At 34.5% G+C, this 13,073-nt stretch carries 16 protein-coding genes; all 16 read left to right on the forward strand.

Annotation, left to right across the window (positions count from 1 at the left end; all coding sequences use genetic code 11):
- Window positions 1-99: 99 nt before the first annotated feature.
- The gene (locus tag AC0ONG_RS06885; protein WP_000946323.1) at window positions 100-564 is read left to right on the forward strand and encodes a YaaR family protein; all 465 of its coding nucleotides are present in this window, start codon (window positions 100-102) and stop codon (window positions 562-564) included.
- A 15-nt stretch (window positions 565-579) separates the two neighbouring features.
- The gene (locus tag AC0ONG_RS06890; RefSeq protein ID WP_098506782.1) at window positions 580-1,032 is read left to right on the forward strand and encodes a hypothetical protein; all 453 of its coding nucleotides are present in this window, start codon (window positions 580-582) and stop codon (window positions 1,030-1,032) included.
- A gap of 17 nt (window positions 1,033-1,049) precedes the next feature.
- Window positions 1,050-2,348 (forward strand): flagellar hook-associated protein FlgK, encoded by a 1,299-nt coding sequence (gene flgK / locus AC0ONG_RS06895; RefSeq protein WP_136996993.1) that lies wholly within the window; start codon window positions 1,050-1,052, stop codon window positions 2,346-2,348.
- 41 nt (window positions 2,349-2,389) lie between these two features.
- The gene (locus AC0ONG_RS06900) at window positions 2,390-3,253 is read left to right on the forward strand and encodes a flagellar hook-associated protein 3 (RefSeq protein ID WP_105434182.1); all 864 of its coding nucleotides are present in this window, start codon (window positions 2,390-2,392) and stop codon (window positions 3,251-3,253) included.
- Between the two features lie 19 nt (window positions 3,254-3,272).
- A complete protein-coding gene (locus tag AC0ONG_RS06905) occupies window positions 3,273-4,652 on the forward strand; it encodes a flagellar hook-associated protein 2 (protein ID WP_016077911.1) in 1,380 nt (459 codons plus the stop codon).
- A 22-nt stretch (window positions 4,653-4,674) separates the two neighbouring features.
- The gene (locus tag AC0ONG_RS06910) at window positions 4,675-5,043 is read left to right on the forward strand and encodes a flagellar export chaperone FliS (RefSeq protein WP_016077910.1); all 369 of its coding nucleotides are present in this window, start codon (window positions 4,675-4,677) and stop codon (window positions 5,041-5,043) included.
- Window positions 5,033-5,305 (forward strand): hypothetical protein, encoded by a 273-nt coding sequence (locus AC0ONG_RS06915; RefSeq protein WP_001058090.1) that lies wholly within the window; start codon window positions 5,033-5,035, stop codon window positions 5,303-5,305. Before AC0ONG_RS06910 ends, AC0ONG_RS06915 begins: the two co-directional genes overlap by 11 nt.
- 367 nt (window positions 5,306-5,672) lie before the next feature.
- Window positions 5,673-6,080 (forward strand): flagellar basal body rod protein FlgB, encoded by a 408-nt coding sequence (gene flgB / locus AC0ONG_RS06920; protein ID WP_016077909.1) that lies wholly within the window; start codon window positions 5,673-5,675, stop codon window positions 6,078-6,080.
- Window positions 6,081-6,101: 21 nt separating this feature from the next.
- Window positions 6,102-6,515: a flagellar basal body rod protein FlgC gene (gene flgC, locus AC0ONG_RS06925; RefSeq protein WP_000484685.1), complete on the forward strand. Its 414-nt coding sequence runs from the start codon at window positions 6,102-6,104 to the stop codon at window positions 6,513-6,515.
- Window positions 6,516-6,531: 16 nt separating this feature from the next.
- Window positions 6,532-6,831: a flagellar hook-basal body complex protein FliE gene (fliE, locus tag AC0ONG_RS06930; protein ID WP_000701672.1), complete on the forward strand. Its 300-nt coding sequence runs from the start codon at window positions 6,532-6,534 to the stop codon at window positions 6,829-6,831.
- Window positions 6,832-6,853: 22 nt separating this feature from the next.
- The gene (gene fliF / locus AC0ONG_RS06935) at window positions 6,854-8,431 is read left to right on the forward strand and encodes a flagellar basal-body MS-ring/collar protein FliF (protein ID WP_086397926.1); all 1,578 of its coding nucleotides are present in this window, start codon (window positions 6,854-6,856) and stop codon (window positions 8,429-8,431) included.
- Between the two features lie 13 nt (window positions 8,432-8,444).
- Entirely contained in the window at window positions 8,445-9,449 is a 1,005-nt protein-coding gene (fliG, locus tag AC0ONG_RS06940; protein ID WP_000883364.1) for a flagellar motor switch protein FliG, read from the forward strand.
- Window positions 9,436-10,125: a FliH/SctL family protein gene (locus tag AC0ONG_RS06945; RefSeq protein ID WP_000051697.1), complete on the forward strand. Its 690-nt coding sequence runs from the start codon at window positions 9,436-9,438 to the stop codon at window positions 10,123-10,125. Before fliG ends, AC0ONG_RS06945 begins: the two co-directional genes overlap by 14 nt.
- The gene (gene fliI, locus AC0ONG_RS06950) at window positions 10,122-11,426 is read left to right on the forward strand and encodes a flagellar protein export ATPase FliI (protein ID WP_061666845.1); all 1,305 of its coding nucleotides are present in this window, start codon (window positions 10,122-10,124) and stop codon (window positions 11,424-11,426) included. Before AC0ONG_RS06945 ends, fliI begins: the two co-directional genes overlap by 4 nt.
- 116 nt (window positions 11,427-11,542) lie before the next feature.
- Complete coding sequence (locus AC0ONG_RS06955) at window positions 11,543-11,953, forward strand: hypothetical protein (protein WP_000360855.1); 411 nt, start codon at window positions 11,543-11,545, stop codon at window positions 11,951-11,953.
- A gap of 10 nt (window positions 11,954-11,963) precedes the next feature.
- Window positions 11,964-13,073, forward strand: a complete 1,110-nt coding sequence (locus AC0ONG_RS06960) for a flagellar hook-length control protein FliK (RefSeq protein ID WP_016077905.1) — start codon at window positions 11,964-11,966, stop codon at window positions 13,071-13,073.

Consider the following 13,073-nt stretch of genomic DNA (forward strand, 5'->3'; position numbering starts at 1 on the left):
AAAATAACTGCAAAATATTACTGTTCAGAGTATAATTATAAATAACTGGATTTTACGATTAAGTTTAGGAAGAAATAAAAAAATAAATAGGTGATATATATGCTACGTTCTATCTCGCATAATCCAATTTTATCGCATATACCGCCTGCTACTCAAATGCCGAAAGAAGCAAATGTCAGGACAGGACTTGCATTTTCGGATAATTTGCATGCAGATCCGAAAAAAGATAAATTGCTAGAACAAATGGAAGCGTTTGTCGATAATATTGGAGAAATTAAAGAGAAAATTGAAATGGAATTAACGCTTGATAATGTAATGGAATACAAAAATACAGTAAAATCATTTTTGAATTTTTACGTTGATAATGTATTGCAGTATAAAGATGTCATGTCTCGTCACCCACGTTACGGATATTCACAGAAAATGACGATTGTGAAACAGGCAGAAATGGGATTGAATGAATTAGAAGATGTTATGAATTTAATTAATACGAAAACAGGACATTTAGAAATGTTAAATCAAATTGGAGAAATCCATGGTTTAATTGTGAATTTAGTCTTGTAAAAGGAAGGAAGCTATATGTACATACAATTATATGAAAAACTCGTTATTATTCAAAAAGCGTATGAAAATATTCAAGCGCTTGGAGAGCAAATATATGAGAATTTAAAAAATAAAAATGTAAATGCAGTTCAAAAGTTACAAGTAGAGCAATTGCAGTACATTGATGGTTTAAAAGGGTTATCAAGCTCATTTGAAGAAATGGTTGTTCATTTCTGTAAAGAACAAGGAGTTGAATCGTTTCGTGTAAGTGCGTTATTTTCGTATTTTTCTCAAGAAGAAATTGAAAAAATGGAAGAATTACAAAAAAACGTAATTGGATTAGAAGAGAATGTAAAAATGATTCTTTTGAAAAATCAATATTACTTAAACGTACTATTAAAAACTACAGAAAGTATTGTGGATTCTGTTTCTGAATATAACTTAGAGCGAAACAATAATTCGCAAATCTTTATGAACGAACTATTGTAAAGGAGAAGTGAAGCTTTATGAGATTATCTGATTATAATACACCGCTATCAGGCATGTTAGCGGCTCAAATGGGGTTACAAACAACGAAACAAAACTTGTCTAACATTCATACACCGGGTTATGTGCGTCAAATGGTGAATTACGGATCTGTTGGAGCAAGCAATGGTCATACGCCAGAACAGAGAATTGGTTACGGTGTACAAACGCTAGGTGTTGACCGTATTACTGATGAGGTAAAGACGAAGCAGTTTAATGATCAATTATCTCAGCTCTCTTACTATAACTACATGAATTCGACTTTATCACGTGTAGAGTCTATGGTTGGAACGACAGGAAAGAATTCATTATCTAGTTTAATGGACGGTTTCTTTAATGCCTTTCGTGAAGTGGCAAAAAATCCAGAACAACCAAACTACTACGATACATTAATTTCTGAAACTGGGAAGTTCACAAGTCAAGTGAATCGTCTTGCGAAAAACTTAGATACAGTGGAAGCACAAACGGCAGAAGATATTGAAGCGCATGTTAATGAATTTAATCGTCTTGCTGCTAGTTTAGCAGAAGCGAATCATAAAATTGGACAAGCAGGTACACAAGTGCCGAATCAACTTTTAGATGAACGAGATCGTATCGTTACAGAGATGTCTAAGTATGCAAATATAGAAGTATCTTATGAATCTATGAATCCTAATATCGCGAGTGTTAGAATGAATGGTGTTTTAACAGTAAATGGACAAGATACATATCCACTTCAATTAAATAAAGAAAAAGACCCAATGTCAGTTGAGATTTACGGTTCAGAAATCTCCGTAACTAGCGGGGCGATAAAATCAGCGATTGATACGAAAGCGAAGATTGTTGAGTATAAAAAAAATCTTGAAGACTTAATGAGTTCGATGAAAAATCAAGTGAATACAGTGATGGGAAAAGATTTCTTCGTTGGAGATCATGCGAAAGATATGAAGTTAAATCCAGAATTCCAAAAAGATATTTCGAAAATGAAAATATCTGCTGAAACAGCAAATAAACTAGCAGCAATTACAGATGGAGATTATAAAGAAGGTCTTTCTTATAAACAAGCATTAGACCAATTTATAGTTCGTGTTGCATCTGATAAAAGTGCAGTAAATGGTTATCAAAAAATTCATGGGGACTTATTAGAAGGCATTCAGCAAGAAAAGATGAGCGTCGAAGGGGTAAATATGGAAGAGGAAATGGTAAATTTAATGGCCTTCCAAAAATACTTCGTCGCAAACTCTAAAGCTATTACTACGATGAATGAAGTGTTTGATAGTCTATTTTCGATTATTCGATAAGTGATAGTAATTGATTGGAAATATATAAGGAGGAGATAGAAATGAGAGTATCTACATTTCAAAATGCAAACTGGGCAAAGAATCAGTTAATGGATTTGAATGTGCAACAACAATACCATAGAAACCAAGTAACTTCAGGGAAGAAAAATCTTCTTATGAGTGAAGATCCACTAGCAGCAAGTAAATCATTTGCGATTCAACATTCGTTGGCGAATATTGAACAAATGCAAAAAGATTTAGCGGATTCTAAAAATGTATTAACACAAACTGAAAATACTTTACAAGGTGTTTTTAAATCTTTAACAAGAGCAGATCAATTAATGTTGCGGGCAATAAGTGAGCAAAATGGTGAAAAAGAATTGAAAGCCATCGGTGCAGAGATTGATCAAATTTTAAAACAAGTTGTATATTTAGCGAATACGAAAGAGCAAGGTCGTTATATTTTCGGTGGGGATAGCGCAGAGAAGCCACCATTTACAGAAGATGGTACGTATCAAGGTGGACAAAATGATGTGAACTGGCAACTAAATGACGGTTATGAATTAAAGGCATTCCGTAACGGAGAAGCATTATTATCCCCGGTTATAAAAACGTTAAAACAGATGAGCGAAGCGATGCAAAAAGGTGACCAAAAAGCGTTACAACCGTTACTAGGAGAAAATAAGAAAAACTTAGATGGCATCATTAACCGTACAACTGAAGTTGGTTCAACAATGAACACAATGGAGACGTTTAAAACAATTTTAAGCGAGCAAAACTTAGCGCTTCAAGAAAACCGTAAAGAAATTGAGGATGTTGATTTAGCGGTCGCAATTTCTGACTTGGCATATATAAATGCAACGTATGAAGCGACGCTTAAAGCGGTTAGTACGATGAGTAAAACGAGTATTTTAGATTATATGTAAACAATAAGGAGTGATAAATATGGCAGGAACGATGACAGGCATTGGTGGTAGACAACAGATTTGGAATCTTGGAAATAATATGATCGATACTTCTCACTTCGTTGAATTAGAAATGAATGCGTTAGATATGAAAAAGACACCGTATACGAAAGAAAAGAACGACCTTACAAATGATAAATTGTTATATACAAGTTTGAAATCAGAATTTAGCTCGTTCACACAAACTTTTAAAAACTTAGCGGCTTTTAAAGGGAATGAGAAAAAAGTAACAACATCACAAGACGGTTATATTAATGTAAAAGCTGATGGTGGTGCAATTGCAGGAACTTTTAATATGACAATTACACAGCTCGCGCAACGTCATCAAATAGCTTCTAATGAAATTAAAGATATAAATGCAAAGCTTCCTAAAGATGAAACATTAAAACTAGGCGGTAAAGAATTAAAAGTAACAACAGATATGACATATAAAGATTTAATTAATAAGATTAATGATGGAGATTATGGCGTATCAGCTTATACACTTGGAAATAAAATTTTCATGACCTCGAAAAAAGAGGGAACAGATGGACAGATTAAGTTTGAGGCGAACACATCTACGCTATTTCAAGATATTGGTTTAGCTAACGCGGATGGCAAAGCGCTCAATACAATCAATGAAGCACAAAATGCTAAATATAGTATTAATGGTATTACAGATGAAAGTTCTACTAATACAATTGAAGCTCTTCCTGGTGTAAAAATTGAGTTGTTAAAGGTAACTGAGCCGAAAGTAGAAGGAGCGCCAGATGCTGGTACAACAACAGATCCCAAAACAAAAGGTATAGACCTAAAATTTACAGTAAATGACTCAAACGTAACAGATGCATCGAATGTTATTAAAAAAATGGTAGCTGATTATAATAAAGCTGTTTCTACAGTAGATATCTTTGCTGGAAAAGGTGGAGCTTTCCAAGGTCAAGCTATTATGCAAAGTGTACGTCAAGCGATGAACAATGTCGTAACATTTTCTCAAGATGGTAATTATTTATTCACATTTGGTATTCAATTAAAGCAAGATGGAACGATGGAAATTGATGACGAAAAGTTAACGAAAGCATTAAAAGAGAAGCCAGATGCAGCTAAGCAATTTTTCTTTAGTTCTAACGGTTTAGGAAAAATGATGGAAGAACCGCTTGATAAACTATTCGGTGATAAAGGCGTAGTCGGCGAGAGAGTTAAAAACATTGATTCACGTGTAAGTGATTTAGATAAAAAGATTAAAGATATTGAGACGCAAAACTTGCAAAAGCAAGATGAAATTGTGAAGAAGTATCAAAAGCTAGAAAGTACATTGGCGGCGCTTGATAGCCAACTAAAAACAATTAAAGCAATGACAAAACAAAAAAGTGATGATTAATGAAAGTTGAGGAAGTGATCATATGCAAGCATGGCAACGTTATATGCAAAATGATATTATGACGAGTAATCCGATTAAAAATACAATTTTTATTTATGAAAGATGTATTGTAGAGTTTCGTAATTTAGAAGAACTTTTACATACTTTTAACTTACAAGAAGGGGACGCACTTCTTGAAAAGTTAGAACGTATTTTTGAAGAATTAAAACTTCAATTGAATCCTGAAATTACGAAAGATTTATATGATAGCTTATATGGTTTATACGATTGGATTAGCATTCAAATTCAAACGATGAAAGTAACGCGTGAAGCGAAAGATATTGATGCAATTGTGAAAGTGTTACAAGATTTAATAGACGGTTACCGCGGAGCACTTGAAAATGAACAATGATATTTATCGGACGTTTGTCAGCTGTTTTAATGAAATCGGTGAATTGCAAGTGTCAGACAGAGAGTTTGCTGAGAAGAGTGAGATGTTAAATCGCTGGATGATGACATTGGATGAAGAAACGCGTACGCAAGTTGCAGCAGAAGTAAGCCCATTTATTATTAAGGCAGCACAGCATATTCGGGATAAGCAAAAGATTTTGGAAGAAATGATTATGACAAATGATGGACGAATGAAGGCTAATTCATTTTACGGTAAATATTAATAATAACGTTTGGAAACAGATTCCCCTTTTAAAAGGGGGTCTATTCCTTCGTTTACATAAAGAACTCCGCTGATTGAGGTTTCATTTTATGACTGTGATGAAAAATAATAGTAATCTAAATAATAGAAAAATGGACTTTAGTTTATAGTTCGTATATTGAAATGTTGTATAGATTACTGTGTGTATACAGTTTTTTGCATTCTTTTTTATATTTTTGTATTTTTCTAAAGACAACAATGGAAAAATGGAATAAAATATGTAGGGGTACATAAAAGTAAATATTTTAATAAATGCATATAAGAAAATAAATAATGAAGTGAAACTTCTATCAGTGGATTATTAATTTAGAAAAGAAAGGGTGTGGAATATGCCAGATTTAGTGAGTGATGTAAGCCATTATATGAATTATTTAGTGACGAAACGAAATACTGTTTCTAGTAATATTGCAAATGCAAATACACCTGGCTATAAAGCACAAGATGTAACATTTGCTGAGCAGATGAATAAAAGTAGTGCATTATATAAAAACAATGCGGCTGATTTAAAGAGTAATCCAGATTTATATCAAACGAATGAAATGCACTTGCCGACAGTAAATACGAAAAATACATATGCAAAGATTCAAACAAAATCAATGCAAACGAATAAAGACGGAAATAGTGTGGATGTAACGACAGAAATGCTAGATTTAATGAAAACAAATCAGTTATACGGTATTTCAATTAACGCAATTAATACACAATATGCAATTAACCAAGCGGCACGCGGACGTTAAAGGTAGAAGGAGAGACAACGGATGTTTCAGGCAATAAATGCAAGTGGCTCAGGGCTAACGACAGCGAGAAAGTGGATGGAAGTTACTTCTAACAATATTGTAAATGCAAATACGACGGCGGCTCCGGGGACAGATTTATATGAGCGTCGTAGTGTGGTGCTAGAATCAAACAATAGTTTTGCAAGTATGCTAGATGGGGCTCCTACTAACGGAGTAAAGATAAAAAGTATTGAAGCAGACAAAACGGAAAATTTAGTGTATGATCCGACGCATCCGCACGCAAATGAAGAAGGATATGTACGTTATCCAAATATTGATGTAACTGCTGAAATGACGAATGTTATGGTTGCTCAAAAAATGTATGAAGCAAATACGAGTGTATTAAATGCGAATAAAAAAATGCTTGATAAAGATTTAGAAATCGGCCGAGGATAAGGGGGAAGATAGTAATATGAAAATCCAACCAATGTTACATACACAACCATTTGGAGCAATTCAGTCAATTGGTGCACCGAAAACTTCTCAAACATCTGTAGTTGAGGGGAAAAAGTTTATTGATTTATTGGAAGATATGAATCAAACGCAAAACAATGCGCAAACAGCAGTATATGATTTACTAACTAAAGGGGTAGGAGAAACACATGACGTTTTAATTCAGCAAAAGAAAGCTGAGTCTCAAATGAAAACAGCTGCTCTCGTACGTGATAATCTTATTGAAAATTATAAGTCACTAATTAATATGCAAATTTAGGAAAGTGGACGGGTGTGTTTAAATGGAAAAGATGAAAAATGTTATCCAATCGTTAAAAACGTGGCATAAGTTAGTAATTGGTGCTGCGCTTTTAGCGATTGTAACAGGAGCACTTTTATACTTCACCTTGCCAGATAAATATGTTGTTGTATATCAAAATTTAAATGATACAGATAAACAAGAGATTACAGCAGAATTATCGAAGTTAGGTGTCGATTATCAATTAGCGGCCGATGGTTCGATTCGTGTGCAAAAGAATGATGCTCCATGGGTTCGAAAAGAAATGAATGGGATGGGCTTACCGTTTAATTCTAAAAGCGGTGAGGAAATTTTATTAGAAAGCTCGCTCGGTTCAAGTGAGCAAGATAAAAAAATGAAGCAAATTGTCGGTACGAAGAAGCAATTGGAGCAAGATATTGTAAGAAACTTTGCGACAGTTGAAACGGCAAATGTTCAAATTACATTGCCTGAAAAAGAGACAATTTTTGATGAAGAAAAAGCAAAAGGAACAGCGGCGATTACAATTGGGGTGAAGCGTGGCCAATTGTTAACAGCTGATCAAGTTGCAGGTATACAGCAAATGATAAGTGCAGCAGTTCCTGGTGTAAAGGCAGAAGAAGTAAGCGTTATTGATAGTAAAAAAGGTGTTATCTCAAAAGGGACAGATGAAGCACATTCTAGTAGTTCTTCTTCTTATGAGAAAGAAGTAGAGATGCAGCACCAACTTGAAGGTAAATTAAAACAAGATATTGATGCAACGTTAATGACGATGTTTAAACCGAATGAATATAAAGTGAATACGAAAGTATCTGTAAACTACGATGAAGTTACACGTCAGTCAGAGAAATATGGTGATAAAGGTGTACTTCGTAGTAAACAAGAGCAAGAGGAAAGCTCTACTGCGCAAGAAGGGGCAGATCCGAAGCAAGGTGCTGGTATTACAGCGAACGGTGAAGTGCCAAACTACGGTACGAACAATAATCAAAATGGTAAAGTTGTCTATGATAATAAAAATGGTAACAAAATCGAAAACTATGAAATAGATAAAACAGTTGAAACAATTAAGAAACACCCAGAATTAACGAAAACAAATGTTGTTGTATGGGTAGATAATGATACGCTAGTAAAACGTAGAATGGATATGACAACTTTTAAAGAAGCAATCGGAACAGCGGCAGGACTTCAAGCTGATCCGAACGGTAACTTTATAAATGGTCAAGTTAACGTTGTAACTGTTCAGTTCGATCAGCCGAAAGTCGAAAAAGAGAAAGAGCCAGAAAAAAGTGGCATGAACTGGTGGTTATTCGGTGGAATTACAGCCGGCTTATTAGCGATCGGTGGTCTAGTATGGTTCTTATTAGCAAGACGTAAGAGAAAGAAAGAAGAAGAAGAGGAATATGAAGAATACTTAGCAGAAGATGAAGTTGCTGCAAGTAATGAAAGTATCTTGGAAATTCCTGAAGAAAAAATAGTGCCAGAGCCAAAACCTGAACCAGAAGAACCGAAAGAACCAACGTTAGATGAACAAGTGCAGGATGCTACGAAAGAACATGTAGAAGGTACTGCAAAAGTAATTAAAAAATGGCTAAACGGACAGTAAGGGAGGAACAACGATGTTAGATGAAATCTCCTCCAAAGAAAAAGCTGCCATCCTTATTCGTACATTAGAAGAAGGGGTGGCAGCAAAAGTCATTGAATATATGACAGCTGAGGAAAAAGAAGTATTACTTCGTGAAATCGCGAAGTTTCGTGTATATAAACCAGAAACGTTAGAAAATGTACTAGGAGAGTTCTTATATGAACTAAATGTAAAAGAATTGAACTTAGTCACTCCAGATAAAGAATACATTCGTCGCATATTTAAAAACATGCCAGAAGACGAACTGGAAAAATTATTGGAAGACCTTTGGTATAACAAAGATAATCCATTTGAATTCTTAAATTCACTTACAGATTTAGAGCCACTTCTTACAGTGCTTAATGATGAGTCACCACAAACAATTGCAATTATCGCTTCTTATATTAAACCGCAGCTTGCGTCTCAATTAATTGAGAGATTGCCAGATCATAAACGAGTAGAGACGGTAATGGGTATTGCGAAGTTAGAACAAGTTGATGGTGAATTAATTAATCAAATTGGTGAGTTGTTAAAATCGAAATTAAATAATATGGCATTCAGTGCAATTAATAAAACTGATGGTTTGAAAACAATCGTAAACATTTTAAATAATGTTTCACGTGGTGTTGAAAAAACAGTCTTTCAAAAGCTGGATGAAGTCGATTATGAGTTATCTGAGAAAATTAAAGAAAATATGTTTGTCTTTGAAGACTTACTTGGTCTTGAAGATCTTGCGCTTCGCCGTGTATTAGAAGAAATTACAGATAACGGTGTTCTTGCGAAAGCACTTAAAATTGCAAAAGAAGAAATTAAAGAGAAACTATTTACATGTATGTCTTCAAACCGTAAAGAGATGATTCTAGAAGAATTAGATGGCTTAGGACCGCTTAAGATGACGGATGCTGAAAAAGCACAGCAAACGATCACTGGTACAGTGAAAAAGCTAGAGAAAGAAGGAAGAATTATCGTTCAAAGAGGTGAAGAGGATGTCCTTATTTAAAAACAGAATTCCGAAGAATTCTGTTTCTTTTTCTGAAGAAACGTATGAATTACAATTCCCAAAACCAGCTTCAGTTCAAATAGAAGAGGAAGAATTACAAGCTGATCATGCAGAACTTCGCGCCCAGCAAGAATCATTACATATGGAAATGAATCAGCTAAGGCAAGAGCAGCAAATGCTAGAACGAGAGCGTCAGCAGTTATTACAAGATAAAGAACAATTTCAAATGCATATTCATGAACAAATGGAACAGATGGAAGCAGCGCGTGTGCAGTTTCAAAAAGAACAACAAGAAACAGCATATGAATGGACAGAGTTATTATGGGATCAATCTTTTCATCTAGCAGAAAAAATCGTGAATCAAGCGGTAGATTCACGATTGCTTGATGTGTTACCTATTTTAACTGGCATCGTGCAAACATTGCCAACTTCGTTTGAAAAATTAATCATTACAGTACATCCAGAAACGTTTGAACGTATTCAAGAAGAGAAGGAAAATACGAAAGAATATTGGTTACTACAATTAGTAGAATGGAAATATGATTTCTCCCTGCAGTTTGGTGAATTTGTTCTGGAAGAAGAGAAAGAGTTCTTTGAATTTAAATTTGCACCTATATTTGCGAAACTTCGTCAGAAATGGGAAGAAGAGAAGCTATTTGAGGAGCAAAATGTATGAGCCGTCTGTTAATGAATGAGAACGAAAAATGGAATAAGTTCATTGAAACACCACTGTATACGAAAGTAGGCAAAGTTCATAGTGTACAAGAACAGTTTTTCGTAGCAAAAGGGCCGAAAGCGAAGATTGGAGATGTTTGCTTCGTTGGAGAACATAAGGTCTTATGTGAAGTGATTGCCATTGAAAAAGAAAATAATATGCTACTTCCATTTGAACAGACAGAAAAAGTATGTTATGGAGATTCAGTGACATTAATTTCAGAAGATGTTGTTGTACCACGTGGTAATCACTTACTCGGAAAAGTGTTAAGTGCAAATGGTGAAGTGTTAAATGAGGACGCTGAAAACGTGCCATTACAGAAAATAAAATTAGATGCGCCGCCTATACATGCATTTGAACGTGAAGAGATTACTGATGTATTTGAAACAGGAATAAAATCAATTGATTCTATGCTAACAATTGGTATCGGTCAAAAGATTGGTATTTTTGCTGGGTCAGGTGTTGGTAAATCAACTTTACTTGGAATGATAGCAAAAAATGCAAAAGCTGATATAAACGTTATTAGTTTAGTAGGAGAACGTGGCCGGGAAGTAAAAGACTTTATTCGAAAAGAGTTAGGCGAGGAAGGGATGCGAAAAAGCGTCGTTGTTGTAGCGACGTCAGATGAAAGTCACCTTATGCAACTTCGTGCAGCGAAACTCGCAACGTCTATTGCTGAATACTTCCGTGATCAAGGCAATAACGTATTACTTATGATGGACTCTGTTACTCGTTTTGCCGATGCCCGTAGAAGCGTGGATATTGCTGTAAAAGAGCTACCGATTGGTGGTAAAACACTGTTAATGGAAAGTTATATGAAGAAGCTGTTAGAGCGGTCCGGAAAAACGCAAAAGGGATCTATAACAGGTATTTATACGGTGCTTGTTGATGGGGACGATTTAAATGGTCCTGTACCAGATTTAGCACGTGGTATTTTAGATGGACATATTGTATTAAAGCGTGAGCTTGCAACGCTTAGTCATTACCCTGCAATTTCAGTATTAGATTCAGTAAGTAGGATTATGGAAGAAATCGTGTCGCCACATCATTGGCAACTTGCAAATGAAATGAGGAAAATTTTATCAATTTATAAAGAAAATGAATTGTATTTTAAGTTAGGAACGATTCAAGAAAATGAAGAAAATGCTTATATTTTTGAATGTAAAAATAAAGTAGAAGGCATAAATACATTTTTAAAGCAAGGCCGATCGGATAGTTTCCAATTTGATGATATCGTTGAAGCGATACACCATATAGTATAAGGCCTCTGCCCAAGAGGTCTTATTTTTTTGTTTTTTAATATTTCACAGATTTTTTTGGAAAAAAACTATATAATAGAAAAAGAGAACGTTATAATAGGAAGGGGCTATGAAAACAGGTGGATAAACAGCAGTACGACACAATAAAATTGCAAATAAATCAAGAAAAAGAACATATTTTAAAAGAAGTGTATGAATTAACAGCTGAAAAAAGAAAAATAGAACAAAAAAAAGAATATGATTTATATGTTGTGAAATCGCGTAGTAAAGTCGTACAAACTGGGCAACGTATTATGGCTGGCATGCTTTCTTCACATACGTTTTCACCTGAAAGAATAGAAGAATGGAATCGAAAAATTAAAAAAACAGAAGGTTTTATTCAAAAAAATGAAAGCCTTTTAGAGCAAGTAAAAGAAAAAGAACGTGTCATTGATGAGATGTATCAAGAAGATTGCAAAAAGCTTGCGAAAGCACAAGAAAAGCTGGAAGAAAAAATGCTTCTGGATTTGAAAATGTGTATGAATGGATGAGGTGAATGTAGTGATACAGTCTGTATTACCGGTGCAACAAAGTTTACCTCCGCAAAAAGAAAAAGGGCTAGAAATACAATCAAAAAATGAAGATTCTTCATTCGATCGTACGATGAGAATCGAAAATAAAAAGCAGCCGAAAACGGAGAAAACGAAACGAGAAGAAGCACCAAAAGAAGAGAAAAAAGAATATAACCTTTCTAAACCATCGGTAACGAAAGAAGAACCAATTGTAAAGAAAGAAGAAAAAAAAGAGACAGAACAGTTGTTATTAGCTGTATCTGAGCAAATGGTTGCAATTGAGCAATTACATGTGCAGCCGGAATTGTTATATCAATACATACAAAAAATACAAGAGCTATATAAAGAATACGGCAATATTAAACTTAATGAATTACCTGCAGCTGAATTACAACAATTACAAGAACTTCTTTCAAATATGAATATCAAAAATGCTATATGTTTAGAAGATACAATGCAAATGGTATTAGACAAAATGAAGATGCCGGAGCAAATGATGCAAGCATTGAAGGTTGTAGAAACAGAAACTTGTAATATTGCAAAGAAACAAGAAGAGTTTAAAGACGTAGATCTTCCGAAAGGTGAGAGCGATGATGCAAAGGTAGAGTTGCCAGAGGTTGATGCATTAAATGATTCGAGCTCTACAGGTGCAGAGTTATTAAATAAAACGACGAGTACCGAACAAGTAGGGAAATCAAATAGTGGTGCTGAGAAAGTGTCATTACCTGACTTAGGAAAGAAAATGGAAGCGCAAGTAGAAGCGCTGCAAAAATTTGTAGTGAAACAAGAACGTGTTTTATTCCAGTTAAATCCAGAAAAACTTGGTACATTAACAGTGTTTATGAAAAAACACGGAGATCAAATTGACGTTCACGTAGAAATGGAAAAACACGATGCGAAAAAACGTGTTGAAATCATTTTTGATGAATTGAAATTAAAGTTAAAAGAAAAAGAAATCAATATTCAAATTAGCTATTCAGATAAAGATGAAAATCGTAAAGAACAGCGAGAACAAGAGCAAAGGCAAAAACAGAAATTAGCAAATACAAATCATGAAAAACAACAATCAACAGAATTTGCGGGATTATTGGAGGAATAA

This window comes from Bacillus sp. TCT6, assembly GCF_056033845.1.